28 protein-coding genes and 1 tRNA gene are annotated in these 24,602 nt (G+C 69.5%); 12 read left to right on the forward strand and 17 right to left on the reverse strand.

Translation table 11 applies throughout. The annotated features are described in order from the left end of the window. The first annotated feature begins 5 nt into the window (after positions 1–5). The 4 genes from nuoL to F4559_RS00930 are packed head-to-tail and all read left to right on the forward strand — an operon-like array spanning position 6 to position 6,129. The gene (gene nuoL, locus F4559_RS00915; protein WP_376774616.1) at positions 6–1,940 is read left to right on the forward strand and encodes an NADH-quinone oxidoreductase subunit L; all 1,935 of its coding nucleotides are present in this window, start codon (positions 6–8) and stop codon (positions 1,938–1,940) included. 34 nt (positions 1,941–1,974) lie between these two features. Continuing rightward, positions 1,975–3,534 carry an NADH-quinone oxidoreductase subunit M gene (locus tag F4559_RS00920; protein WP_184665698.1) on the forward strand — a complete coding sequence of 520 codons (1,560 nt, stop codon included), beginning with the start codon at positions 1,975–1,977 and terminating at the stop codon, positions 3,532–3,534. Between the two features lies 1 nt (position 3,535). Beyond that, positions 3,536–5,107 carry an NADH-quinone oxidoreductase subunit NuoN gene (gene nuoN, locus F4559_RS00925; protein ID WP_184665699.1) on the forward strand — a complete coding sequence of 524 codons (1,572 nt, stop codon included), beginning with the start codon at positions 3,536–3,538 and terminating at the stop codon, positions 5,105–5,107. Continuing rightward, a complete protein-coding gene (locus tag F4559_RS00930) occupies positions 5,077–6,129 on the forward strand; it encodes a polyprenyl synthetase family protein (protein WP_184675331.1) in 1,053 nt (350 codons plus the stop codon). Before nuoN ends, F4559_RS00930 begins: the two co-directional genes overlap by 31 nt. A gap of 192 nt (positions 6,130–6,321) precedes the next feature. Here F4559_RS00930 and F4559_RS00935 read toward each other — a convergent pair whose 3' ends face one another. After that, positions 6,322–7,932, reverse strand: a complete 1,611-nt coding sequence (locus F4559_RS00935) for a sunset domain-containing protein (protein ID WP_184665700.1) — start codon at positions 7,930–7,932, stop codon at positions 6,322–6,324. Positions 7,933–8,062: 130 nt separating this feature from the next. On the opposite strand from F4559_RS00935, the gene rarD reads away from it, so the two are divergent. Continuing rightward, positions 8,063–8,983: an EamA family transporter RarD gene (gene rarD, locus F4559_RS00940; protein WP_184665701.1), complete on the forward strand. Its 921-nt coding sequence runs from the start codon at positions 8,063–8,065 to the stop codon at positions 8,981–8,983. A 47-nt stretch (positions 8,984–9,030) separates the two neighbouring features. Here rarD and F4559_RS00945 read toward each other — a convergent pair whose 3' ends face one another. From F4559_RS00945 to F4559_RS00960, 4 genes are all read right to left on the reverse strand, one after another. Then, positions 9,031–10,080 (reverse strand): 2-oxoacid:ferredoxin oxidoreductase subunit beta, encoded by a 1,050-nt coding sequence (locus F4559_RS00945; RefSeq protein ID WP_184665702.1) that lies wholly within the window; start codon positions 10,078–10,080, stop codon positions 9,031–9,033. After that, positions 10,077–11,963 (reverse strand): 2-oxoacid:acceptor oxidoreductase subunit alpha, encoded by a 1,887-nt coding sequence (locus F4559_RS00950; protein WP_184665703.1) that lies wholly within the window; start codon positions 11,961–11,963, stop codon positions 10,077–10,079. The genes F4559_RS00945 and F4559_RS00950 overlap by 4 nt, the downstream gene beginning before the upstream one ends. Positions 11,964–12,134: 171 nt before the next feature. Next, complete coding sequence (locus tag F4559_RS00955; RefSeq protein ID WP_184665704.1) at positions 12,135–12,884, reverse strand: enoyl-CoA hydratase; 750 nt, start codon at positions 12,882–12,884, stop codon at positions 12,135–12,137. 10 nt (positions 12,885–12,894) lie between these two features. After that, a complete protein-coding gene (locus F4559_RS00960; protein ID WP_184665705.1) occupies positions 12,895–13,335 on the reverse strand; it encodes an Lrp/AsnC family transcriptional regulator in 441 nt (146 codons plus the stop codon). Between the two features lie 75 nt (positions 13,336–13,410). On the opposite strand from F4559_RS00960, the gene ddaH reads away from it, so the two are divergent. Next, complete coding sequence (gene ddaH / locus F4559_RS00965; RefSeq protein ID WP_184665706.1) at positions 13,411–14,280, forward strand: dimethylargininase; 870 nt, start codon at positions 13,411–13,413, stop codon at positions 14,278–14,280. Positions 14,281–14,284: 4 nt separating this feature from the next. Here the strand turns inward: ddaH and F4559_RS00970 are convergent, their stop codons facing one another. The 7 genes from F4559_RS00970 to F4559_RS01000 form a co-directional block, all read right to left on the reverse strand. Then, a complete protein-coding gene (locus F4559_RS00970) occupies positions 14,285–14,512 on the reverse strand; it encodes a transcriptional regulator (RefSeq protein ID WP_312865423.1) in 228 nt (75 codons plus the stop codon). Next, positions 14,509–14,865 carry a hypothetical protein gene (locus F4559_RS00975; RefSeq protein WP_184665707.1) on the reverse strand — a complete coding sequence of 119 codons (357 nt, stop codon included), beginning with the start codon at positions 14,863–14,865 and terminating at the stop codon, positions 14,509–14,511. Before F4559_RS00975 ends, F4559_RS00970 begins: the two co-directional genes overlap by 4 nt. 119 nt (positions 14,866–14,984) lie before the next feature. After that, on the reverse strand, positions 14,985–15,749 hold the full coding sequence (locus F4559_RS00980) for a GntR family transcriptional regulator (protein ID WP_184665708.1): 765 nt from the start codon (positions 15,747–15,749) through the stop codon (positions 14,985–14,987). A gap of 196 nt (positions 15,750–15,945) precedes the next feature. Next, complete coding sequence (locus F4559_RS00985) at positions 15,946–16,443, reverse strand: GNAT family N-acetyltransferase (RefSeq protein ID WP_184675335.1); 498 nt, start codon at positions 16,441–16,443, stop codon at positions 15,946–15,948. Beyond that, positions 16,443–16,712 (reverse strand): type II toxin-antitoxin system TacA family antitoxin, encoded by a 270-nt coding sequence (locus tag F4559_RS00990; RefSeq protein ID WP_184665709.1) that lies wholly within the window; start codon positions 16,710–16,712, stop codon positions 16,443–16,445. The genes F4559_RS00985 and F4559_RS00990 overlap by 1 nt, the downstream gene beginning before the upstream one ends. A gap of 180 nt (positions 16,713–16,892) precedes the next feature. Continuing rightward, positions 16,893–17,228 (reverse strand): hypothetical protein, encoded by a 336-nt coding sequence (locus F4559_RS00995; protein WP_184665710.1) that lies wholly within the window; start codon positions 17,226–17,228, stop codon positions 16,893–16,895. Continuing rightward, on the reverse strand, positions 17,225–17,746 hold the full coding sequence (locus tag F4559_RS01000; RefSeq protein ID WP_184665711.1) for a DUF6232 family protein: 522 nt from the start codon (positions 17,744–17,746) through the stop codon (positions 17,225–17,227). The genes F4559_RS00995 and F4559_RS01000 overlap by 4 nt, the downstream gene beginning before the upstream one ends. A gap of 253 nt (positions 17,747–17,999) precedes the next feature. Between F4559_RS01000 and F4559_RS01005 the strand changes: the two genes are divergently transcribed. Continuing rightward, positions 18,000–18,137, forward strand: coding sequence for a hypothetical protein (locus F4559_RS01005; RefSeq protein WP_184665712.1), 138 nt, complete (start codon positions 18,000–18,002; stop codon positions 18,135–18,137). On the opposite strand, the gene F4559_RS01010 is transcribed toward F4559_RS01005, so the two are convergent. Next, positions 18,134–19,174, reverse strand: coding sequence for a LysR family transcriptional regulator (locus tag F4559_RS01010; protein ID WP_184665713.1), 1,041 nt, complete (start codon positions 19,172–19,174; stop codon positions 18,134–18,136). The genes F4559_RS01005 and F4559_RS01010 overlap by 4 nt on opposite strands. A 245-nt stretch (positions 19,175–19,419) precedes the next feature. Between F4559_RS01010 and F4559_RS01015 the strand changes: the two genes are divergently transcribed. Genes F4559_RS01015 through htpX form a run of 4 tightly spaced genes read left to right on the forward strand, consistent with a single transcriptional unit; the run spans position 19,420 to position 21,730 of the window. Continuing rightward, the gene (locus F4559_RS01015) at positions 19,420–19,833 is read left to right on the forward strand and encodes an NADH-quinone oxidoreductase subunit B (RefSeq protein WP_184665714.1); all 414 of its coding nucleotides are present in this window, start codon (positions 19,420–19,422) and stop codon (positions 19,831–19,833) included. Then, positions 19,830–20,375: an NADH-quinone oxidoreductase subunit C gene (locus tag F4559_RS01020; protein WP_184665715.1), complete on the forward strand. Its 546-nt coding sequence runs from the start codon at positions 19,830–19,832 to the stop codon at positions 20,373–20,375. The genes F4559_RS01015 and F4559_RS01020 overlap by 4 nt, the downstream gene beginning before the upstream one ends. Further along, the gene (locus F4559_RS01025) at positions 20,372–20,845 is read left to right on the forward strand and encodes a 4Fe-4S binding protein (RefSeq protein ID WP_312865424.1); all 474 of its coding nucleotides are present in this window, start codon (positions 20,372–20,374) and stop codon (positions 20,843–20,845) included. The genes F4559_RS01020 and F4559_RS01025 overlap by 4 nt, the downstream gene beginning before the upstream one ends. A gap of 18 nt (positions 20,846–20,863) precedes the next feature. Further along, on the forward strand, positions 20,864–21,730 hold the full coding sequence (gene htpX / locus F4559_RS01030; RefSeq protein WP_184665716.1) for a zinc metalloprotease HtpX: 867 nt from the start codon (positions 20,864–20,866) through the stop codon (positions 21,728–21,730). On the opposite strand, the gene rfbA is transcribed toward htpX, so the two are convergent. Then, positions 21,727–22,599, reverse strand: coding sequence for a glucose-1-phosphate thymidylyltransferase RfbA (gene rfbA, locus F4559_RS01035; protein ID WP_184665717.1), 873 nt, complete (start codon positions 22,597–22,599; stop codon positions 21,727–21,729). The genes htpX and rfbA overlap by 4 nt on opposite strands. Next, complete coding sequence (locus F4559_RS01040) at positions 22,596–23,087, reverse strand: YajQ family cyclic di-GMP-binding protein (protein WP_184665718.1); 492 nt, start codon at positions 23,085–23,087, stop codon at positions 22,596–22,598. The genes rfbA and F4559_RS01040 overlap by 4 nt, the downstream gene beginning before the upstream one ends. 124 nt (positions 23,088–23,211) lie before the next feature. On the opposite strand from F4559_RS01040, the gene F4559_RS01045 reads away from it, so the two are divergent. Next, positions 23,212–23,293, forward strand: a tRNA-Tyr gene (locus F4559_RS01045). A 70-nt stretch (positions 23,294–23,363) separates the two neighbouring features. On the opposite strand, the gene F4559_RS01050 is transcribed toward F4559_RS01045, so the two are convergent. Both F4559_RS01050 and F4559_RS01055 read right to left on the reverse strand, forming a co-directional pair. Next, complete coding sequence (locus tag F4559_RS01050; RefSeq protein ID WP_184665719.1) at positions 23,364–23,660, reverse strand: hypothetical protein; 297 nt, start codon at positions 23,658–23,660, stop codon at positions 23,364–23,366. A 253-nt stretch (positions 23,661–23,913) separates the two neighbouring features. Further along, a complete protein-coding gene (locus tag F4559_RS01055; RefSeq protein ID WP_184665720.1) occupies positions 23,914–24,150 on the reverse strand; it encodes a hypothetical protein in 237 nt (78 codons plus the stop codon). Positions 24,151–24,602 lie beyond the last annotated feature (452 nt).

Below are 24,602 nucleotides of genomic sequence, written 5' to 3' on the forward strand. Positions count from 1 at the left end.
CACCGGTGACGGAACCTGTTGCCGCCAGCGGGATCGGCGGTCTCGCCTGGCTGTTGCTCGCACTGCCCGCGTTCGGCGCGGCCGTGCTGCTGCTCGGTGGCAAGCGCACCGACAAGTGGGGTCACCTGCTCGGCACCGCGACGGTCGTCGGCGCGTTCGCGTACGGCCTGGTGCTGTTCTTCGACACCCTGGGCCTGGACCCCGAGAAGCGGACGTCCGAGCTGCACCTGTTCGACTGGGTGCCGGTCGAGGCGTTGGACGTGGAGTTCGGGCTGCGCCTGGACCCGCTGTCGCTGACGTTCGTGCTGCTGATCACCGGCGTCGGGTCGCTGATCCACGTCTACTCGATCGGCTACATGGCCCACGAGGCCGGGCGGCGCAGGTTCTTCGCCTACCTGAACCTCTTCGTCGCGGCGATGCTCCTGCTGGTGCTGGGCAACGGGTTCGTGACGCTCTACTTCGGCTGGGAGGGCGTCGGTCTCGCGTCCTACCTGCTCATCGGCTGGTACCAGTACAAGCCGGAGGCCGCGTCCGCGGCGAAGAAGGCGTTCCTGATGAACCGGGTCGGCGACCTGGGTCTGGCGATCGCGATCTTCATCCTGTTCAAGGAGCTGGGCACGACCCAGTACACCGAGGTGTTCGCCCGGGTCGGCGAGCTGTCCGCCGCCGAGGTCACGGCGGTGACGCTGCTGCTCCTGCTCGGCGCGTGCGGCAAGTCCGGCCAGTTCCCGCTCCAGGCGTGGCTCCCGGACGCCATGGCCGGTCCCACGCCGGTGTCCGCGCTCATCCACGCGGCCACGATGGTCACCGCCGGCGTCTACCTGATCGCCCGCTCGAACCCGCTCTACAACCTCAGCGCGGACGGCCGCCTGGTCGTCATGTGCATCGGCGGGTTCACGCTGCTGATCGGCTGCCTCATCGGCTGCGCCTACGACGACTTCAAGAAGGTGCTGGCCTACTCGACGGTCAGCCAGATCGGCTACATGATCCTGGCCGTCGGCCTCGGACCGGTCGGCTACGCGCTGGGCATCATGCACCTGCTCACGCACGGCTTCTTCAAGGCCGGGCTGTTCCTCGGCGCCGGTTCGGTCATGCACGGCATGAACGACGAGGGCGACATCCGGCGGATGGGCGGCCTGGCCCGCAAGATGCCGATCACCTTCGTCACGTGGACGCTGGGCTACCTGGCCCTGATCGGCTTCCCGTTCCTGTCCGGCTACTTCTCCAAGGACGCCATCATCGCGGCGGCGTTCTCCGAGCACGGCTGGCGCGGCTGGGTGTTCGGCGGCGTGGCGGCCCTGGGCGCGGCCATCACCGCGTTCTACATGACCCGCCTGCTGATCCTGGTCTTCCTGGGCAAGGCCCGCTGGACGGACCTGAAGTCGGCCGACGGTCGCGACTACCACCCGCACGAGTCCCCGGCGTCGATGACCGTGCCGATGATCGTGCTGGCGTTCGGCTCGGTGGCCGCGGGCTTCCTGTTCTCCACCGGCGACAACCTCGCCGGCTGGCTGGAGCCCTCGCTCGGCGCGCTCCAGGAGCAGCACGGCGTGCTCGACCACACCGCGGTCAACTTCCTCGTGCTCGGCCTGTCCGCGCTCGGTGTCGTCGTCGCCTGGCTGGTCTTCGGCCGCCGGCCGCAGCCGGTGCAGCGCCCGCTGCGGGTGTCGTTCCCGGTCCGCGCCGCGCGCGCCGACCTGTACGGCAACGCGCTCAACGAGGTCCTGTTCGCGCGGCCCGGCACGTGGCTCACCCGCGCGCTGGTGTTCGTGGACAACAAGGGCGTCGACGGTCTGGTGAACGGCACGGCGGCCCTGCTCGGCGGCAGCTCCGGCCGCCTGCGCAGGCTCCAGACCGGGTTCGTGCGCTCCTACGCGCTCTCGATGCTGCTCGGCACGATCTTCGTGCTCGGCGCCCTGCTGGCGGTGAGGTTCTCGTGACCACCGCCGGACTGTTCCCCGCGGAGGCGGCGAAATGAACTGGACCCTGATCGTGCTCCTGGTGCTGCCGCTCGTCGGCAGCGTCGTGGTGGGGCTGCTGCGGCGCAACGACGCGGTCGCCAAGGCGATCGCGCTCACGGTGGCGCTGCTCGAACTCGTCGTCGCCGGGTTCGCCTGGGTCGGCTACGACCCCGACGGTGCCCGGCTGCAGCTGACGTCGTCGGCGGACTGGATCCCGAAGTTCGGCGTGCACCTGTCGTTCGGCGTCGACGGCATCGCGCTGGTGATGATCGCGCTGATCGCAGTGCTGGTGCCGATCGTCATCGGCGGCTCGTGGGCCGACCGGCTGCCCGAGGGCCGCAGTGCCGGCGGGTTCTTCGCGCTGCTGCTGGCGATGGAGACCGGCATGGTCGGCGTCTTCGCCGCCACCGACGTCTTCCTGTTCTACGTGTTCTTCGAGGCCGTGCTGGTCCCGATGTACTTCGTGATCGGCCGGTTCGGCGGGCCCAACCGCCAGTACGCGGCGATGAAGTTCTTCCTGTACTCGCTGCTCGGCGGCCTGGTCATGCTGGCTTCGGTGATCGGCGTGTACGTGGCCGCCGCCGACAAGCTCGGCGCGGGCACGTTCGACTGGGCCACGCTGGTCACGGTCACCCGTGACCTGCCGCTGGAGCACCAGATCTGGCTGTTCCTGGGCTTCTTCGTGGCGTTCGCGATCAAGGCGCCGCTCGTGCCGCTGCACACGTGGCTGCCCGACGCCGGCGCCGAGGCGCCGGTCGGCGCGGGCGTGCTGCTGGTCGGCATCCTGGACAAGATCGGCACGTTCGGGTTCCTGCGCTACTGCCTGCCGCTGTTCCCCTTGGCCAGCAAGGAACTCACGCCGGTGGTCATGGTGCTCGCGGTCGCGGGCATCCTGTACGGCTCGCTGCTCGCCGTCGGCCAGTCCGACCTCAAGCGGTTCGTGGCGTACACGTCGATCGCGCACTTCGGCTTCATCGCGCTGGGCATCTTCGCGTTCAGCTCGCAGGCCGGCACCGGTGCCGTGCTCTACATGGTCAACCACGGCATCTCGACCGGCATGCTCTTCCTGGTCGTGGGCATGGTCATGGCCCGCGGCGGCTCCCGTCTGATCGACGACTACGGCGGCATGGCCAAGCTGACGCCGGTCCTCGGCGGCCTGTTCTTCCTGGCCGGCCTGTCCTCGCTGGCGCTGCCCGGCACGAACTCGTTCGTGAGCGAGTTCCTGGTGCTGATCGGCTCGTACCCGAACCAGCCCGTGTACACGATCCTGGCGGCCGTCGGCATGGTCCTGGCCGCGCTGTACGTCCTCTGGCTCTACCAGCGGGTGTTCCAGGGGCCGGTGCGCGGCACCGCGCTCGTCGGCGCGACCGGTGGGCCCGGTGCGGTGGTCGATCCGGAGAAGGCGACGATCGCCGACCTCGGCAAGCGCGAGATCGCCGTGCTGGCACCCCTGGTGGTGCTGGTCGTGCTGCTCGGCTTCTACCCGAAGCCGGTGCTGGATGTGATCACGCCGTCCGTCGGGGCGACGCTCACCGAGGTCGGCGTGGTCGACCCAGTGCAGGAAGGCAAGTGACGTGCTGACGTTCCTGGCACAGCAGGGGCAGGAGTTGCAGGCCCCGCCGATCGACTACGGCGCCGTCTCACCGATTCTCATCGTGCTCGGCGCGGCGTGCCTGAGCGTGCTGGTCGAGGCGTTCCTGCCCAAGGCCCAGCGGTGGAGCAGCCAGGTCGTGCTGACCCTGCTCACGCTGGCCCTCGCGGCGACCGGGCTCATCGCGTACGCGAACTCGGGCTCGGCGCCCAAGGAGGGCAAGCTGACGTTCGCCGGCGCCATCGCCGTCGACCAGCCCGTGCTGTTCCTGTGGGGGACGTTGCTGCTGCTCGGGTTCGGCGCGGTCCTGCTCATCGCGGACCGCTCGGTCGAGCCCGGCGGCGCGTTCGTCGCCGAGGCGTCGGTGCTGCCCGGCACCATCAAGGACCGGGCGCAGGCCAACCGGCTGGGCATGCAGACCGAGGTGTTCCCGCTGACGCTGTTCGCGCTCGGCGGCATGATGGTCTTCGTCGCGGCCAACGACCTGCTGACGATGTTCATCGCGCTGGAAGTGCTGTCCCTGCCGCTGTACCTGATGTGCGGCCTGGCCCGCCGTCGCCGCCTGCTCTCGCAGGAGGCCGCGGTGAAGTACTTCCTGCTCGGCGCGTTCGCGTCCGCGTTCTTCCTCTACGGCGTGGCCCTGCTCTACGGCTACGCGGGCTCGGTCAAGCTCGCCGACATCGCCACCGCGACCGCCGGCACCGACCGGTCCGACACGCTGCTGTACGCGGGCTTCGGCCTGCTGGTGGTGGGTCTGCTGTTCAAGGCGTCCGTCGGCCCGTTCCACGCGTGGACCCCGGACGTCTACCAGGGTTCGCCGACGCCGATCACCGCGTTCATGGGCGCGTGCACCAAGGTCGCCGCGTTCGGCGGCATCCTGCGCGTGCTGTTCGTGGCGTTCGAGAAGTCGAGCTGGGAGTGGAACTACGTCCTGTGGGGCGTGGCCATCGTGTCGATGGTGATCGGTGCCGTGCTCGGCCTGACCCAGACCGACGTGAAGCGCATGATCGCGTACTCGTCGGTGGCGCACGCGGGCTTCCTGCTCGTCGGGTCGATCTCGCTGTCGGCCGAGGGCCTGTCCGGCACGATGTTCTACCTGCTGGCGTACGGCTTCACGACGATCGCCGCGTTCGGCGTGGTGTCGTTGGTGCGCAACGCGGACGGCGAGGCGACGCACCTGTCGCAGTGGGCCGGCTTGGCGAAGCGCTCGCCGGTCACCGCGCACGTGTTCACGTTCCTGCTGCTCGCCCTGGCCGGTATTCCGCTGACCAGCGGGTTCATCGGCAAGTTCGTCGTGTTCGCGGCGGCGTTGCAGAGCGGCATGGCGCCGCTGGTCGTGGTCGCGCTGGTGGCCTCGGCCGTCGCCGCGTTCTTCTACCTGCGGGTGATCGTGCTGATGTACTTCAGCGAGCCGGCGGCCGACGGTCCCACGGTGAGCGTCCCGGGTGCCTTCACCACGGTGGCGATCACCCTGGGTGCCGCGATCACGCTGGTGCTGGGCGTGTGGCCCGCGTTCGCCCTCGAATGGGCGGGTGCCGGCGGGTTCGCCTTCTAGTGGTACGTAGGCTCACGGGCGTGACCAGTAGCGAGCAGGCGGGGGCGGGGTTCCGGTTCGCGGACCCCGTGCTCGCGGACGTGGTGCAGGGCGGCCTGACCGAGGTGGAGGAGCTGCTGCGCAAAGTCGTGCAGAGCGAGTTCCACCCGGTCATGGAGACCGCACTGCACCTGGTTGAGGCGGGCGGCAAGAGAATCCGGCCGCTGTTCACGATCCTGTCCGCCCAGTTCGGGTCGACGTGGGATCGCGAGAGCGTCGTCAAGGCCGCCGCGGTGGTCGAGCTGACCCACCTGGCCACGCTGTACCACGACGACGTGATGGACGAGGCGACGATGCGGCGGGGCGCCGCGTCGGCCAATGCCAAGTGGGACAACAGCATCGCGATCCTCACCGGCGACTACCTGTTCGCGCACGCGTCCGCTCTGGTCGCGGACCTGGGCACCGCCGCCGCCCGGATCATCGCGGAGACGTTCTCCGAGCTGGTGACCGGGCAGATGCGCGAGACCGTGGGGCCGCGGCCCGGCGAGGACCCGGTCGAGCACTACCTGACGACGATCGCGGAGAAGACCGGGTCGCTGATCGCGACGGCCGCGCGGTTCGGGGCGATGTTCTCGGACGCCTCTCCCGCGCAGGTCGCCGCGTTGCAGGCGTACGGGGACGTCATCGGGGCGGCGTTCCAGATCTCCGACGACGTCATCGACATCGCCTCGCCGTCGTCCGAGTCGGGGAAGACGCCCGGTACGGACCTGCGGGAGGGCGTGAAGACCCTGCCGATGCTGTACGCGTTGGCGGACGAGCCTTCCTCCCGGTTGGCTTCTCTTCTTGCCGGGCCGATCGCGTCGGACGAGCTGGTGGTCGAGGCCCTGGAGTTGTTGCGGTCGTCTTCGGGGTTGGTGCGGGCTCGGGCCACTTTGGACGAGTACGCGGCACGGGCGCGGGCTCATCTCGACGCCCTGCCCGCCGGTACGGCCCGGGACGCTCTGGCTTCCGTCAGCGACTACGTGGTCACCCGCACGCGCTGACTTCCGCCCGCCCCCAAACCGGACCGCCAGTCAGCTTCACCCCCGCAAACGCGCGAGTCATGCGTTCAGACACTACGAAATGTGCACTCGTGCACCCCTCAGTCCGCGAGTCCTCCACTCGGACCCCCTGAAATACGCACTCAGGCACCCCGAACGTGTATCCCGGGGTGCCTGAGTGGTCTTCGAGAGCCCTCACGGGGACTGGCGGAAGCCTGCCTTCACCGCGTCGGCGACCGTGCGGAACCAGACGTCGGCACGGGTGTCGCGGAAGTTCGCGCTTTCCGCCGTGAAGTAGCGGCGGCCGGTCAGCGTGGCCTTCACCTCGAACTCCGGCGCGGGGGCCTTGCCGTCCGAGCGCGGCAGGACGGAGCCCGGACCGAACGGCGAACGCGGGTTGAAGCCCTCCGGCTGCTGGTAACGGGCCGACGGGGTGGCCGGCTCCGCACCGGTGCTCGGGCTGAACCCCACGGGCCGGGGGCGTTGCGGCAACGCGTTGTTGCCGGTCGCCGGACGCGTGGGCAGCGGCTGCTCCGGGGTGCCCATCGACGCGAGCAGCTCCGGTGCCAGGGTCGGCACGAACGGCTGGTCGATGACCGGCTTCGACGACGCCGGCCTGGGGGTCTCCAGCTCCTTGCCGTCCTCCGGGTCGGTCAGCGGCTCGAACAGCGAACGCGGGCGCGCGGGCTCGTCCGGCTCCGCCGCGGTGGGCGCGAACGGCTCGAAGGTCTCCTTCGGCGCGGCGAACGGGTCGAACTTCGGCGGCTCGGGCGCGGGCGGGAGCGGCTCGTAGTCGTCCGGGTCCGGCTCGGTGAACGGGTCGAAGGCGGTCGGTTCCTCGGAACCCGGCTCGCTGAACGGTCGGTACGACTCGGGCTCGACCGGCTGGGACACCTCGGGCTGCTCCTCCTCGTCGACGACCGGCTCCAGGAAGGTGGTCTCCTCGGCCGGGGTCTCCTCGGCGACGACCGGCTCGGGTTCCTCGACGACCTCGAACGTCGTCGTCTCCTCGGCCGCCACCGGCTCGAAGCGGCCGGTCATGTCGTGCTCGGGCCACGCCTGGCCGTCGTCCTCCGCCGGTCGGGAGTCGACTTCGGCGATCGCCTGGGCCAACGCCGTGGCCGGGATCAACGTGGTGGCCTCGGCGGCGGACGGGCGCTCCGGCTCGTCCTCCTCGTCCCGGTGCGGACCGGCGACGGGCTCGGGCGCGTCGTCGGCGTACATGCCGTCCCACGGCTCGATCAACGCCGTCCGCTCGGTGCCCTCCTCCAGCCGGCGCAGCTCGTCGACGGGCTCGTGGTCCCGCACCGGCGGCGTCTCCGGGAACACCCGGATCGGCTCGGACAACGGCACGAGGCCCTGGTCGAGCGCGTCCTCGTAGGCACGGCGGCTGTCCGGGTCCACGGGGTCGAGCGGTGCCTCCACCGCCGGGTCGAACGGCGTGCGCACGATCTCGTCCGGCTCGGACTGCGGGTAGGACGGCTCGGACTGCGGGTAGGACTGCGGGTAGGCCGGCTCGGCGCGGTCGTCCGCCAGCTCCGGGTGGTCCTCGAAGCGGCGCTCGTCCTCGGCCACGTGCCGCGGCTGCTCGACACCCACGGGCACGGGCCAGTCGTCGAAGTCGTCACGCGCCGCCGGCGGCGGTGCCTGCGGGGTCCGTGAGCGCAGCGCCTGGACCTCCTGCTTGAGGGGCCGGACCAGGACCAGCCAGGTGAGCAGGACACCCGCCACGAACGACAGCAGGCTCCACAGCCACACCTGCCCGAATATCCACACGGGAAGACCCTCCCACTGCCGCTCGACCACCCGACACGTCCGCGTCGCAGCGCGGAGCGCTGCAAAACTACCCCGACGGTCCAACCTCGGGGTGGTTGCCCGGCCCACGGTCGGGCAAAACCGGCTGACCTGCTCAAACGTGCGGCGTACAGTGACGTTCGTGCCGCCGTTGACCAGTTCTCCCGCTGTTTCGTCAACTGTTGACCAAACGAAACGCGGCATCGCCTACAGCGCCGGCGCCTACGTGCTCTGGGGCGTGGTCCCGGCGTTCTGGCCGTTGCTCGTCCCCGCCGCGCCGACGGAGATCCTCGCGCACCGCATCGTCTGGTCGTTGGTCGTCATGGCCGCGATCACGACCGCGGTGCGCGGCTGGCGGGTGCTACGCGCGCTGCCGGCGAAGGGCTGGCTGCTGGTGACGGCCGCGTCCGCGCTGATCGCGGTCAACTGGGGCGTCTACATCCACGCGGTCAACACCGGCCACGTCGTCGAGTCCGCCCTGGGCTACTTCATCAACCCGCTGGTCAGCGTCCTGCTCGGCGTCCTGGTGCTGCGCGAACGCCTGCGCCTGCCACAGTACGCCGCGATCGCCGTCGCGGTGGCGGCCGTGGTCGTGCTGGCCGTGGACTACGGCCGGCTGCCGTGGATCTCGCTGGTGCTCGCCGGGTCGTTCGGCGTCTACGGCCTGATCAAGAAGACGATCGAACTCGACGCCCGGTCCAGCCTCATGGCCGAGAGCATCGTGCTCGCGCCGATCGCGCTCGGCTACCTGGTCGTGTCCCCGGGCGGCACGTTCACCGGCCACGGCTTCGGCCACGCGGCGCTGCTGGCGTCGGCGGGCGTGGTGACCGCGATCCCGTTGCTGCTGTTCGGCGCGGGCGCGAAGCTCGTGCCGCTGGTCACGATGGGCATGCTCCAGTACCTGGCGCCCATCCTCCAGTTCTCGTGGGGCGTGTTCGTGATGCACGAGCCCATGCCGCCGTCCCGCTGGTTCGGGTTCGCCCTGGTGTGGGTGGCGTTGGCGGTGTTCACGTTCGACGCCGTGCGCCGGGGCCGGCGCCGGATCGTCGCGCCCGTGGAATGAGGAACGGCCGCGACCCCTCGGGGTCGCGGCCGTCCTGGTGAGAGGTCTCAGCCCACCACGGTCCAGGTGTCCTTGCCGCGCAGCAGCCCGGCCAGGTCCGCCTTCTTCTCCGCCTGCGCCTGCTCGACCTGCGCACGGGCCGCGTCGTCGTACGTGGCACGCCGCGCGCTGCGGAACACGCCGGTGACGGTGTGCTGGAGGTCCTGCGTCGACAGCCGCGACAGCGCGAACGCCAGGTTCAGGTCCTCGGCGTCGTGCACGACCACGTCCTGCGGCGCGACCTCGGACGTCTTGGCCACGGCCAGCCCGAAGCCCTCGCGCACGACCGCGTACTCGCCGTCCTTGCCGAACGTGATGGGCCGCCCGTGGACCACGTCGATGATCCGGCGGGCCGCCTCGTCGGCGTCCTTGAGCACATCGAACGCGCCGTCGTTGAAGATCGGGCAGTTCTGGTAGATCTCGACCAGCGCCGAACCCCGGTGCTCGGCCGCCTGCCGCAGCACCTCGGTCAGGCCCTTGCGGTCGGAGTCGACCGCGCGCCCGACGAACGTGGCCTCGGCGCCCAGCGCCAGCGACACCGGGTTGAACGGGTGGTCCAGCGACCCGACCGGCGTCGACTTGGTGATCTTGCCTTCCTCGGAGGTCGGCGAGTACTGGCCCTTGGTCAGGCCGTAGATCCGGTTGTTGAACAGCAGGATCTTGAGGTTGACGTTGCGCCGCAGCGTGTGGATCAGGTGGTTGCCGCCGATGGACAGCGCGTCGCCGTCACCGGTCACCACCCACACCGACAGGTCCGGCCGGGCGACCGCGAGACCGGTCGCGATGGCCGGCGCACGACCGTGGATGGAGTGCATGCCGTAGGTGTTCATGTAGTACGGGAAGCGGGACGAGCACCCGATGCCCGAGATGAACACGATGTTCTCGCGCTTGAGCCCCAACGTCGGCAGGAACGACTGCACGGCGTTGAGCACGACGTAGTCGCCGCAGCCGGGACACCAGCGGACCTCCTGGTCCGACTTGTAGTCCTTGGCCTTCTGCGGCTCGTCGGCCGCGGGGACACCGGCCAGGCCCGGCAACCCCAGGTCGATGGCGGTCATGCGGAGACTCCCTTGATGACGTCGGCGAGCACGTCCTGAAGCTCTTCGGCCTTGAACGGCAGGCCCTGCACCTTCGTGTAGCTGACGGCGTCGACGAGGTAGCGCGCCCTCAACAACAACGCCAGCTGGCCCAGGTTCATTTCGGGCACGATCACGCGCTCGTACCGCGACAGCACGTCGCCGAGGTTGCGCGGGAACGGGTTGAGGTGCCGCAGGTGCGCGTGCGCCACGGGCATGCCGAGCTTGCGCACGCGGCGGGCGGCGGCGCCGATCGGGCCGTACGACGAGCCCCAGCCGACGACCAGCACCCGGGCTTCCCCGGACGGGTCGTCCACCTCGACGTCGGGCACCTCGATGCCGTCGATCTTGCGCTGGCGCAGCCGGACCATGTGGTCGTGGTTGGCCGGGTCGTAGGAGATGTTGCCGTGGCCGTCGGCCTTCTCCAGACCGCCGATGCGGTGCTGGAGACCGGCCGTGCCGGGCACCGCCCACGCGCGGGCCAGCGTCTCCGGGTCGCGCAGGTACGGCCAGAACTCGCCGGAGCCGTCCGGCGCGTTCGGCTCGGTGGCGAACGGCGTGCGCAGGTCGGGCAGCTTGTCGACGTCCGGGATCAGCCACGGCTCGGAGCCGTTGGCGATCGCGCCGTCGGACAGCAGCAGCACGGGCGTGCGGTACTTCAGGGCGATGCGCACGGCGTCGAGCGCGGCGTCGAAGCAGTCCGCGGGCGAGCGCGGCGCCACGATCGGCACGGGCGACTCGCCGTTGCGGCCGAACATCGCCTGGAGCAGGTCGGCCTGCTCGGTCTTGGTGGGCAGACCCGTGGACGGGCCGCCGCGCTGCACGTCGATCACGACCAGTGGCAGCTCGGTCATCACGGCCAGGCCGATGGTCTCGGACTTGAGCGCGATGCCCGGACCGGACGTGGACGTCACGCCGAGTGCGCCGCCGTACGAGGCGCCGAGCGCCGCGCCGATGCCCGCGATCTCGTCCTCGGCCTGGAGCGTGGTGATGCCGAAGTGCTTGTGCTTGGACAGCTCGTGCAGGATGTCGGAGGCGGGCGTGATCGGGTACGTGCCGAGCACGACCGGCAGACCGGACTGCTGACCGGCCGCCACGATGCCGTAGGCGGTGGCCGTGTTGCCGGTGATCTGGCGGTAGGTGCCGACGTCGAGCTTGGCCGGCGCGACCTCGTAGGTGACCGCGAACGACTCGGTGGTCTCGCCGTAGTTCCAGCCCGCGCGGAACGCGAGCACGTTGGCCTCGGCGATGTCGGGCTTCTTGGCGAACTTCTCGCGCAGGAAGCGTTCCGTGCCCTCGGTCGGCCGGTGGTACATCCAGGACAGCAGGCCCAGGGCGAACATGTTCTTCGCCCGTTCCGCGTCCTTCTTGCCCAGGCCGGTGTTCTCCAGGGCGCCGATGGTCAGCGTGGCCATCGCGACCTTGTGGACCTGGTAGGCCTCCAGCGAGTCGTCCTCCAGCGGGTCGGTCTCGTAACCGACCTTGACCAGGTTGCGCTTGGTGAACTCGTCGGTGTTCACGATCAGCATCCCGCCGTGCGGCAGGTCGCCGATGTTGGCCTTGAGCGCGGCCGGGTTCATGGCGACGAGCACGTCGGGCCGGTCGCCGGGCGTGAGGATGTCGTAGTCCGCGAAGTGCAGCTGGAAGCTGGAGACGCCCGGCAGCGTGCCCTGTGGCGCCCGGATCTCGGCGGGGAAGTTCGGCAGGGTCGCGAGGTCGTTGCCGAACGCGGCGGCCTCCGAGGTGAAGCGGTCGCCCGTGAGCTGCATGCCGTCACCCGAGTCGCCCGCGAAACGGATGACGACCCGGTCCAGCTTGCGGACCTCGGTGCCACCCGGCACGGCGTTACCAACGTCGGTAGTCATTCCTACGTCGATCCCTCTCTTACGCCTTCGAGAAGCCTGTGCCCCTCGGGCCCCATTGCCGAGGGTAGCCGGGCCTGTCCATCGGCCGGTCTTCGCCGTACCACTGTGCGGGACGATTCGTTCCACTTGTTGTCCCAGGCGGCACGGTTCGGCCACCGGGAGTGCGGTGGGTCACGTCCGGGCGGTGATCCGGGCCTTCAACCGGGCCAGCTTCTCCTGGAACTCCGGGGTCCCGATCGAGGCGGCCTGGGGGACCAGCTCGGTCGCCACCGCGGTCGCGTGGTCGGCGGTCGCGGCCGTCTTCCGCATGGTCGCCTTGATGGCGAGCACCAGGTCCCGCGAAGCTTCGGCCGAAGACGCCGCCAGCGCGACGGCCGCCGCGACCGGGTCGTCCGCCCGTTCGTAGGCGAGGCCCCTGGCGACGGCCTCGTCGGCGTCGAGGATCCGACCGAACAACGTCATCGCGGTCGCCGTCTGCGTGCCGACGAGGCGTTGGAGCATCCACGTCATGCCGCCGCCGGGGTGGATGCCGAGTTGGAGGAACCGCGCGTCGAACCGCGCCCCGGGGCCGACCACGCGGACGTCGCACGCGAGCGCGAGGTTGAGGCCCGCGCCCACGGCCGCGCCGCCCACCGCCGCGATCGTCGGCAACGAGCAGGCCGCCACCGCGAGGAACCCCGCGTAGATGCGCTTGAGCCCTTCTTCGCGCGCCTCGCCGAGCGCGGTCAGGTCGGCGCCCGCGCAGAACGCCGGTGGCGTACCCGTGACGACGACGGCGTGCACGTTCGTGTCCGCCTCGCAGGCGTGGACGGCCTCGGCCAGCCCGGCGGACAGGTCCAGGGTCAGCGCGTTGCGCCGATCCGGGTCGTGCACGGTGACGACCGCAACGCGGCCGTGGTGTTCGATGAGAACCTCGCCCATGAAACGGACTTTAAGGCGCCGGAGGCCGGTCCAGGAGCCGCGAAAGCACGACGGTGGACACCGTGCGGTCGATGATCTCTACGGCCCGCAGCCGTTCGAGTGCGGTTTCCAGGTGGTGGATGTTCGCGGCGCGCAGGTGGACGATCGCGTCGGCCGCGCCGGACACGGTGTAGGCGGCCATGACCTCGGCCAGGGGTTCGAGGCGTTGGCGGATGTCCTGGGGTGTGACGTTGCCCCGGCAGTGCACCTCGACGAACGCCTCCGTGCCCCAGCCGAGCTGTTCGGGGTCGACGACGGCCGTGAAGCCGCGCAACACACCGGTGTCCAGCAGCCGGTCCACCCGGCGCTTCACCGCGGGCGCGGAGAGGCCCACTTCCTTGCCGATGTCGGCGTAGCTGGAGCGTGCGTTGGCCATGAGGCACGAAATGATTCGCTGGTCAATCGAGTCCACACGCAACATTCTGCCCTACAAGACGCAACATGGCGGCGTTGTTCGATGGTCGGACCCTGACTTACATTTCGATCCATGACCTCGGTATCTCTCCTGGGTGGCGCCGACGCCGCACCGATCGTGCTCGACGCGACGCCCGCCCGCGTGCCGACGACCCGGCGCTACCTGATGTGCGAACCGCGCCACTTCACGGTCGAGTACGCGATCAACCCGTGGATGGACCCGACGCGGCCGACGGACACCTCGTTGGCCGTGGCGCAGTGGACGGCGCTGAAGGAGACCTACGAGCGCCTGGGCCACCAGGTCGAGGTCATCGAGCCCGCACCCGGCCTGCCCGACATGGTGTTCTCGGCGAATTCGGGCACGGTGATCGACGGCCGGGTCCTGGGCGCGAAGTTCCGCGCCCCCGAGCGTGCCGCCGAAGCCGACCACTTCCGCCGCTGGTTCCTGGCGAACGGCTACCAGGACGTGGTCATGCCGGAGATCACGAACGAGGCGGAAGGCGACTTCACCTGGACCGGGAAGTACCTGCTGGCCGGCACGGGCTTCCGCACCGACCCCCGTGCGCACGCGGAGGCCCAGGAGGTCCTTGGCGTCCCGGTCATCTCCCTGAACCTCGTGGACCCGCGCTACTACCACCTGGACGTGGCGCTGTTCGTGCTGACCGAGGACTTGGTGGCCTACTACCCGGACGCGTTCTCCGTCGGTTCGCAGGAGGTGCTGCGCAGGCTCTACCCGGACGCCATCCTCGCCACCGCGTCGGACGCCGCGTGCCTGGGCCTGAACGCGGTCTCCGACGGTCGGCACGTGGTGCTGCCGGTGGAGGCGACCGCGTTGGGCGAGCAGGTGGCGGCACGCGGCTTCGAGCCCGTCTACGTGGACATCTCGGAACTGCGCGCCTCCGGTGGCGGACCCAAGTGCTGCACGATGGAGCTGCGGGGCTGAGCTTTCAGGGGCGGACGATCTCGAAGAGGTCGTCGAAGTCCAGCGGTGACAGGGCGGTGAGCGCACCGGCGACGAAGGCCGCTCCGGGGTTGAGTTCGCCGGTGCGTACACGGGTGACGGTGGTGCGGTTGACGCCCATGGCCTTCGACAGGACGTAGTCGGATCGGAAACCGGCCAAGAGCATGGCTTTGGCGAACGGGATCGTGCGGAGTCGGATGGTGTAGCCGGTCACCACCACGTGCCGTTCTCGTCCTCTTCCGGCTGGTCGACGGCGGGCTCGTCGAGGCGGGAGTTGAACGCCGGCAGCCACACGACGGACGCGGACAGGTCTTCGTGCTGCGCGGTGAACGCGGGCACGGTGCTGTCCGCGTCACGGACCCGCATGCGCATGCCGCCGTCGGTCGTGACCACTTCGGCGTGCTCGGGGAAAGCCATGCCCCAGGCGGCGACGCGTCCGTCGAGTCGGTCGCCGCGTACCTGGACGACGGCGAACAGCCGCGGCGCGAAGTCGGTCACCATCCCGTCCACCACCTCGGCGAACCCGTCGCGACTGAAGATCTTTTCGAGATCCAGGACGTCGGTCATGCCGGCACCTCCGATTAATCTGTACAGAACTTATGGGGTGCAGTAGATCGTGGACCGGCCTCGGAGGCAAGCTATTCTGTACAGAAGTTGCGGCTGCAAATCCGAATGGGTGACGGCGGTCAGCCCTGCGAGTCGAACTTGTACTCGAGCACGTACGAAGCGCCGTCGAGCACCATCACCGTGACCTCGACCGGAACGTCGTCGGCGGCGTGGGCGTACCGCACGATCTCCACGACGGGCGTTCCCTGGGCGAGTTCGAGGTCGACCCGCTCCTCTTCGCGGGGCATCCGGGCACGAAGTTCCTCGCGGAACCGGACCGGTGGGTGACCGAGTTCCGCGAGCCGGGCGTACGCACCGCCCTCGCCTGTGTCCTCGCGGGTGATCGCGGAGTCTTTGACCAGGTGTTCGGGGTAGTAGGAGGTCGCCAACTGGACCGGCTTGCCCTCGACCAGGTAGCGCCGCCGCCGGACCACCGCCAGCCCGTCCGCCGTCAGGCCGAGCGCGTCGGCGATCGGCGTGACCGGGCGCTCGGCGGCCACGGTCGGCTCACTTACGTAAGGCCGTTGGGAGACATCGGTGCCCCAGATCGACTCGCCACCACCCCACACCGACGACCGCAACCGGTCCGGCGTGACCCGGCGGATCCGCTTGAAGTCGCGGACGTAGGTGCCCGATCCCCGCCGCGCGACGATCAATCCCTCGTTCTTCAGCAGGTCCAACGCCCGCCGGGCAGTGGGCTGCTCGACCCCGTACTCCGCCGTGATCTCGTTCTCGCCTGGTACCCGATCGCCGGGTCCGAGCCGGTCGGGGCCGTCGGAGTCGATGCGCGCCCGCAACGCGTCCGCGATCTCCCGATAGCCGTACCGGTCCGACCTCGCAGCCATCGACCGCACCTCCATGGCACTCCGGTCCTGTTCGGTCCCGAAGTTACCCCGGCGCCGTGCTCGGCCGTTCGACCTGGTGTCGATCGATGAAGCCGAAGGGGCAATTGCCCGGCCGCAAATCGGGTCGACGGTCTCGGCGCCACGCGGCGGACGCCACATCGGCCGCGATTCCGTCAATTACCTGGAATCGGCAAGGTCAGCCCAGAGCCTGTCGCACCGTCGAGACCTTGATGACCAGCCTGCGCGGATTGCCGGCCACGGATTTGAAGTCGTATTTCCGGTAGAACTCGACCGCCCGGTCGTCGATGGCGTCGACCACGATCAGCCTGCCCGACGCCAACTCCGCGGCTTCGACGATGCGGGTCAGCGCGTCGTGGAGCAATTCGGCTCCATGGCCTTGGCCGTGCAGTGACCGGTCAAGCGCCAATTTGGCCAGCAGGTACGCCGGAACCGGGGCGCTGAGGCCACCCGCCTGCGCGGAGGTCAGTCCCTCTCCGGCCACCAGATGCGGCGTGATGGCGTAGTACGCCACCACCGTGTCGCTGCCGATGGGGGTCCAGACGAAGGTTTTGGCGGTTCCGCGCTTGGCCGCGTCGACCGCCTGAGTGGCGAGCCAGCCGTTCAGTGCGGGGGTGCCGCAGTCGAACGTCGTCAACTCGTGCTCTTCACCCAGCGGGGAAGAGGCCCAGTCCATCACTTGCGCACATACCCCCGGTGAACCGAGTTGAGCTTTGCCAGGCCGGGAGCCTCGTCCGCCACGTCGAGAGCCGACATGAGGGAATCGAACTGCTCGGCGGACATGATTGTGACATCCGCACGCGCGAGCACCTTGTCCGCCGCGTCCATCGCGGCGTCCACCACGAACGCACTGGTCGATTTCCTGCTCAACTCGGCCGCGCGTTCGATCCGGCCCTTTTGGTCTTGATCGAGCCGGAAGTCCAGGCGGGCTTCCTTGGTCGACATGTCACACCTCCCCGTCGGTGCTCGTCCATCGGCACCCGACACCCTCCTACTGTACGGCGTTTGTACGGAGGCGGCGAGAGGGTTCTGCCGGAGTCGGCCGGGCCGCGAGCCCCGCCGTCGTGGGCGGTGCGAACGTGGCCGTCGGTCGACGACCACCGCTTGAGGGCGTTCTGCCGCAGGTCACTGGTGCCCGATCAACGTCCGGAACGCCATCCAGAGGTGCTCGCCGCCCGCCCCCAGGATCAACTGCCCCGCGGTCGCCGCCACGTGCCGCCCGGCGGCCAACGCGGGCGCCGAGTGCGGGTTGCCGTGCTGCGCGGCATTCGCCAACAGGGCCAGGCTCCGGTCGAACTCCGCTGCCTCGTCCGGCCGGAGCATCAGGTTCCGCCGGTGGCGCGAGACGATCTCGACGACGTCCAGCAAGGTGCGCGCCGGGGACGGCGGCGTGGGGTCGGTTCCGTAGTTGTTCTGCGTGGCGTGGGAATTTTCGCCGTATTGGTTGATGTAGTTGTTCACCGGTCACCCCCGAGGTTGTTCTGCGTCGCCACGGCTCCGGCACCGTATTGGTTGATCACGTTGTTGATCGTGCGCTGGAACGACGCGTGCGGGTCGTTGATCGCGTCCACGATCGACGTCGTCAACTCGCGCATCGCCGCACCGTCCCGACTCGCCAACGCGTCCGCCGAACCCGCCGCCGTCTGGAGTACCAGCCGGTACAGGGGTCGTGACAGCAGTTTGACGAGCAGCCGCACGGTCACGCCCAGGCCGATCACCACGGCCACCAACCCGCCCAACTCGCCCAGGCTGTAGGAACCGTTGCCGACCCCGATCGTGGTCGACGCGCCGATGAACCCCATGACCAGCACGAACGCCGCGCACCACGCCACGGCCTTGGACCACTCCCACAAGGCCGTCGAGCGCCGGTACCGGACCTCCTTCAGGTCCGCCATCGTGATGTTGGGCAGTGGATAGGCCCGACTCCCTATCCACAGGATGCGGTTGCGCACCGCTATGTCGATCACATCCCGTGCCACTGAAGATTCCCCCTGCGATGCGAGCGGTTGCACGGCGAAGTCATCGTGCGCCGAAAGGGTTAATCGGGCAATGCGCCTTCCGGTTTGACCGGGAATGCGTCGGATAGGTGTGAAATCCACGTCCGCCGGCCGTCCGCAACCCCTCCCGTGCCGTGGGACTCGTGTCACCCGGAGGGCTGAGCGCACTAGCGGTGCGGCGACCGGTGATGTTCCGATCAACCTCATCCGCCTTCGAGCACGTAGGGAGCGCGCCATGAACGACGTCGACAAGCGTCCGCAGCCGAGGCCGGAGCACGACGAGGCGGAACGGCCCAAGACCGAGGCACCGAAGCGGCTCAGCGGCTTGGAGTGGCTGGTCAAGCAGGCCAAGAAACGGACCGCCAAGAGCTAGTCCGGCACCTCGCGCTGGAACGCCGCCCACAGCAGGTTGAGCGGGTGGTCGGCGGGGAACTTCGCCCGCTCGTCGGTGCGGGCGAAGACCCCGACCAGGCGTTCCAGCCGAGGCTTGCGGTCGTTGGTCAGCTCGACCACCCGCAGGCCCGACCCCTCGCGCAGTTCGTTGTTCGCCGCCACGACGCCCAGCCCCGACGTGACGATCATGCAGCCCGACACGAGCCCCGACCGCAGCAGCGACATGCCGTACTGGATCTCGTCGATCTCGGCCGCGATGTCCAGCTCGTTGCGGTAGTCCGGCCCGAACCAGCCGCGCAGGAACTCGGCGATCAGCCCGTCACCGGGCACGACCAGCGGCAGCCCCGGCAGGTCGCCGGTGCCCACGCTCGCACCCAGCCGGTGCTCCGGCAGGTTCGTCAGCAGCGCCAGCCCGCCCCGCCGCCACTCGATCACGTCGAACTCGTCGAACCCGGCACCCGCGCCGTCGGCCGGCGTCACGACGCTGCCGCAGACGATGTCGACCTCCTTGCTCTCCAGGCTCGACCAGATGTCCTTCGTCCGGATGTGCACGACCTTCAGCTCGACGTCACGCCGCCGGAAGTCCTCGGCCACGTGGTGCCACGCCTTGGCCAGCGAGTCGAGCATGAACCGCGTCGTGCCGACGGTCAGCGTCGTGCCGAGCTTGCGCCGGCACTCGTGAATGGAATCCAACCAACTGCCCAACGTGGTGCGCGCCAATTCGACCAGCGCTTCCCCGGTGGGTGTGATGAGTACGTCTTTTCCCCGGCCCTGCTTGACGACGAGCGGTTCGCCGCACAACTGCTTGAAGTTCCGGTTCAGCGTGTCGAGCTGCTTCTGCACGCTCGATTGCTCACGTCCCAGCGCCCGCGCCGCACGCAGGGCCGACCGCGTCTCGTACACCGTGATCAAGGTCCTGAGCTGGTCGAACGTGGTGTCCATCAGTACCGGTGACGCGTGCAGCAACCGGCTGAGCTGGTTGCCCGCGGGCAGGAGCAACCGGGCGGACGTGGACATGGAGTCCCTTCTGGTCGGGGTGTTGATGTTCTACCGATTAGTTGTACTGAACTTGGCCACAGTTCATGTCGAAATTATCCGAAGATCTTGGACATTCGGTCTGGACAGGTATACGCGAGTCGTAAGAGACTTTGTCGGCAACCAGGTGCGCGTGCACGTGGGAGCAATCGTCAGGGGGGTTTAGGGGGGTTGGGGACCCGCCGGGTGGGAGCCCGGCGGGTCCCCACGTATTAACCTCACCCGACGTGACGGTTTCCACGCTGGACTGGGGCACGACGTACCGGATCACGGTGCTCGACCTGGGACTCGCCTGCTGCGGCGTCGAGGTGATGGCCGCGTTGGAGGGTGACCACGACCTGGCCGCGTTGGGCGTGCGTCCGGTGCACGACGCGGGGGAGGCCCACGTGCTCGTCGTCTCCGGCACGGTCACCGATGCCATGTTGCCCGCCGTGATCGCGACGTATCAAGAACTGCCCGAGCCCCGGTACGTCCTGTCCGTCGGCGCGTGCAGCAACACCGGCGGTCCGTACTGGGACTCCTACAGCGTCACCAAGGGCATCGACCAGGTGCTGCCCGTGCACGTCGCCGTCCCCGGCTGCCCGCCGCGCCCCGAGGCCCTGCTCGACGGCCTCGCCGCCCTGCACCGGCTGGTCTCGTGACCACCTCCGACGCGGACCTCGTCCCGGGCGCCGTCGTGAAGACCGCGTTCGGGCAGACCACCGCGCACGTCGAACCCGACACGTGGCACGCGTCCGCCGCGACGTTGCACGCCGCCGGCTTCGCGCTGTTCGACTGGCTCGGCGTCGAGGACGCGGGCCGCCCCGGTGCGAGCGGCACGGCACACGCCGTCCTCCTGCACGTGATCAACCCCGACACCCGGCGCGGCGTCCTGTTGCGCACCGTGCTCACCGGCACGCTGCCCAGCGTCGCCGACCTGTGGCCCGGCGCCGCGTGGCACGAGCGCGAGGCCGCCGAGATGTTCGGCCTCGCCCTCGACCGGCCCGCCGAACGCCTCCTGCTCGCCGACTCGTTCGCCGGCCACCCGCTGCGCAAGGACTTCGTGCTCGCCGCACGCGTCGTCCGTCCCTGGCCGGGACGACTCGAACCGGGCGAGGACGGCACGTCCGCGCCCAGCCGCCGCCGGACCGCACCACCCGGCGTTCCGGACCCGTCCTGGGGTCCGAGGAGGGAGGACCGGTGACCACCGCACCCCGCACGCGCGGCGTCATCGCGCTGCTGGAGGCCAACTGCACCGTGTGCATGATCTGCGCGCGCGAGTGCCCCGACTGGTGCATCCACATCGACTCGCACACCGAGACCGAGCAGCAGTCCGGCACGGCCCGGCCCCGCGCGCGCAACGTGCTCGACCGGTTCGCCATCGACTACGGCCAGTGCCTGTACTGCGGCATCTGCGTCGAGGCTTGCCCGTTCGACGCGCTGCACTGGGCGCCCGACTTCTCCTACCCGGGAACGGGCACCACCGACGGCGACGGTGCGGTGGCCGAACTCGTCCACGAGCGCGACGTCCTGGCCACCTGGGTCGCGCACGTGCCGCCGCCGCCACCGCTGGACCCGGCCGCCGAACCGGCGCCGGAGACCGCCACCGGACGCCCGGGACGACCCGGTACCGGAACCACCCGCCCGGCCGGGGCGTTGAGGGGGAGGACGTAGGACACCGCGGAGGGCACCGTGTACAAGCACTGCAACGGCGTGAGAACCGTGCTGCTGCTGGGTGCGCTCAGTGCGCTGATCGTCGTGGTCGGCGGGCTGTTCGGCACCACCGCGCTGGTCGTCGGCCTGGTGGTGGCGGTGGGCGTGGACCTGTACGCCTACTTCAACTCCGACAAACTCGCCCTGCGTGCGCTGAACGCCCGGCCCGTGTCGGAGGTCGAACAGCCGGTCGTGTACCGGATCGTGCGCGAACTCGCCCACGCCGCACGGCAGCCGATGCCGCGGCTGTACGTCAGCCACACCGCCGCGCCCAACGCGTTCGCCACCGGTCGCAACCCGCGCAACGCCGCGATCTGCTGCACCACGGGAATCCTGGAACTGCTCGACGAACGTGAGCTGCGGGCCGTTCTCGGGCACGAACTGTCGCATGTGTACAACCGCGACATCCTCGTGTCGTGCACGGCCGGTGCCCTGGCGGGCGCGGTGAGCGCTCTCGCCGGCCTGGCGCTGTTCGCGGGCGTGTTCGACGAGGACGGCAGCGAGGACCGGGCGAACCCGTTCGCCGTGTTGCTGGCGGCCGTGCTCGGCCCGGTCGCGGCGGGCATCGTGCGGCTGGCCGTCAGCCGGTCGCGCGAGTACCAGGCCGACGCGGCCGGCGCGGAACTCACCGGCGACCCGCTCGCGCTCGCGTCGGCGTTGCGCAAGATCGCGGACGGCACGCGCGCGGCACCGCTGGCCGCCGAGCCCGCGGTCGTGGCGCAGTCGCATCTGCTGATCGCGAGTCCGTTCCGGCCGGACGAGCAGCGCGCCCGGCTGTTCGCGACGCACCCGCCGATCGCCGACCGGGTGCGCCGCCTGGAGGAGATGGCGCGTCGGACGCCTTAGAGGCCTTCGCTCGCCACGGCCATCACGTACTGGCCGTAGCCCGACTTGGCGAGCTTCTCGCCCAACGCGTAGCACTCGGCCGCGGTGATGAAGCCCATGCGCAACGCGATCTCTTCGAGACACGCGATGCGCACGCCCTGCCGGTGCTCCAGCACCTGCACGAACTGGCCCGCTTCGAGCAGCGAGTCGTGCGTGCCCGTGTCCAGCCACGCGAAACCGCGGCCGAGGTCGACCAGGTTGGCCTTGCCCTCGCGCAGGTACGCGAGGTTCACGTCGGTGATCTCCAGCTCGCCGCGGGCCGACGGCTTGAGGTTTCGCGCGATCTCGACGACGTCGTTGTCGTAGAAGTACAGGCCGGTGATCGCCTTGTTGGACTTGGGCGTCGCCGGCTTCTCCTCGATGGAGACCAGCCGGCCGGAGTCGTCGACCTCGCCGACGCCGTAGCGCTCGGGGTCCTTGACCGGGTAGCCGAACAGCACGCAGCCGTCGAGCGACCGGGCGTTGGACTGGAGGACCTTCGAGAAGCCCTGGCCGTAGAAGATGTTGTCGCCCAGCACGAGCGACACGTCGTCGTCGCCGACGAAGTCCGCGCCGATGACGAACGCCTCGGCCAGCCCGTTGGGGTGGGCCTGCTCGGCGTAGGAGATCGAGAGCCCGAACTGCGCGCCGTCGCCGAGCAGCCGGCGGAACAGCGGCAGGTCCGTGGGCGTGGAGATCAGCAGGACCTCGCGCACGCCCGCCAGCATCAGCACCGACAGCGGGTAGTACACCATCGGCTTGTCGTAGACGGGCAGGAGCTGCTTGGACACGGCCTGCGTGATCGGGTGCAGCCGCGTCCCGCTGCCGCCCGCGAGGACGATGCCCTTCATCGGTAGTTGGTGAACTGGAGGGCGATTCCGAAGTCGGAGTTCTTCAACAGGGCGATGACGTCCTGGAGGTGGTCCTTCTTCTTGCCCGAGATCCGCAGCTGGTCGCCCTGGATCTGTGCCTGCACACCCTTGGGCGCCTCGTCGCGCACCTTCTTGGCGATCTCCTTCGCCTTCTCGCTCGAGATGCCCTGCACGAGCGAGCCCGTGACCTTGAACACCTTTCCGGAGATCGCGGGATCGCCGACCTCGAACGCCTTCATCGAGATGCCGCGCTTGACCAGCTTCTCCTGGAAGACGTCGACGGCGGCGCGGCACCGTTCCTCGGTCTCGGCCTGGAAGGCGATCGCCTCCTCGCCGGCCCAGGCGACCTGCGCGCCCGTGTTGCGGAAGTCGAAGCGCGTGCCCAGCTCCTTGGACGCCTGGTTGAGCGCGTTGTCGACCTCCTGCCGGTCGACCTTGCTCACCACGTCGAACGACGGGTCTGCCACGAGCGCGATACCTCCGCGTAGACGGGTCTGCGAACCGCGGAAAGCCTACCGGGGATACCCCGTTGCGAGGCCCCTGGAGGGGCTATGTATCGTTCTGTCCGCACCCCGGCGCACGCCGGGACGCGGCGGGTTGCCCGAGCGGCCAATGGGAGCGGACTGTAAATCCGTCGGCTTAGCCTACGTAGGTTCGAATCCTACACCCGCCACACCAGGGAAAAGCCCCTGTGACCAGCGAGAACGGGTCACAGGGGCTTTCTCGTGCCCGGCCTTGGGTCGTCAGCACGTGTAGACGGACGTACACGACGACTCGCCGCCGACCGCCATCAACACGATCACCGCCCCGGTGATGAGGGTCGGCACGATCACCGCGGTCCAGATCAGGATGCGGCGGATCGAGTGCAGAACCATCACGCCTTCCGCGATGCCCTGCGCGATCGCCTCGTCGGTGGTGGCCTGCTCGTCGATGCGTTGCACGGTCCGTCGGGCGAAACCTGTCTCCCAGGAAGGGCCGAGTAGCGCTGCCTCCGACTTTCCAACGGTGACCTCGAATTTCCGGTCCGGCGTCGTGGTCATCTGCCCTCCAGCACGCTGTGGCGGTGTGAAGGTGTTCGTCGGGCCGTCGCGACCTGTTACGGCCCGTGGGGGCTTTTGTTTTCCGGCAATGGGAAGACCCCCGCGATCTGGTCGGTCGCGGGGGTCTTCGTCGTTCCGCCCGGGAGGAGGGGTGGGCGGTCCGTGGTGGAGGGGCCGACGCGCAAGCGCTTCCTCCCGCTTGCGTGCCGGCCCCGGTTCGGAGCATAACCCATGTCGAACACTTGTTCGAGGGTTACGCGATGGCGGCGTGGCCCAGGTCCGTCAGCTCGGCCCCGACTCGGACGCCGAACCGCGCGTGGGTGCGCAGCAGGCCCGCGTTCACGAGTTCGTGGGTCACCGTCTGGTCGCAGCACGGCAGGCCGTCCACGTACAGATCCGGTTCACGTCCACCCGACAGCTCGCCCCGCCCGGCCGCGACAGCGCGCAGCATGGCCTTGGCCCGTCCGGACAATTCGACCGCCGTCGTCATGACGACCCCCTTGCTTCGAGACACCCCTTGCTCTGGAGGAGGCGTCGGCTGATGTTCGGGTACACCGGGTCTCGTGGTTCACCCTGCCGGACCACGGTGGAGTCCGGCCGGCACGCGGCGGTCGGTGCGGTACGCCCCCATACGGACCCCGGCGGAGCGGCTTGCGGGAAATCCACGAGCGCGTTCATCCGTTCGTGAGTCCTGGATCGGGTGACCCGTCCGGGGCTGTCCGGAGCCCGCTGAACGTCCGGCGTCGCTGGGAAGAACACTCGCAAACGCTTCCGTCCACCCTGTCCACGGGCGCGGACGGACTGTCACTTGTTGTGGCAATTGGTGGGTCGACCTGCCATTTCATCGCCCGACCGGGGTACATTGACAACCCTTGAGGGGTCTCGGTGGGTGTTCGGGACCCCTCAGTCACGCCAGGAGAGCGGAGGCCGGCGACCCGGCCT

The organism is Saccharothrix violaceirubra (genome assembly GCF_014203755.1).
GTDB classification, from domain to species: Bacteria; Actinomycetota; Actinomycetes; order Mycobacteriales; family Pseudonocardiaceae; genus Actinosynnema; species Actinosynnema violaceirubrum.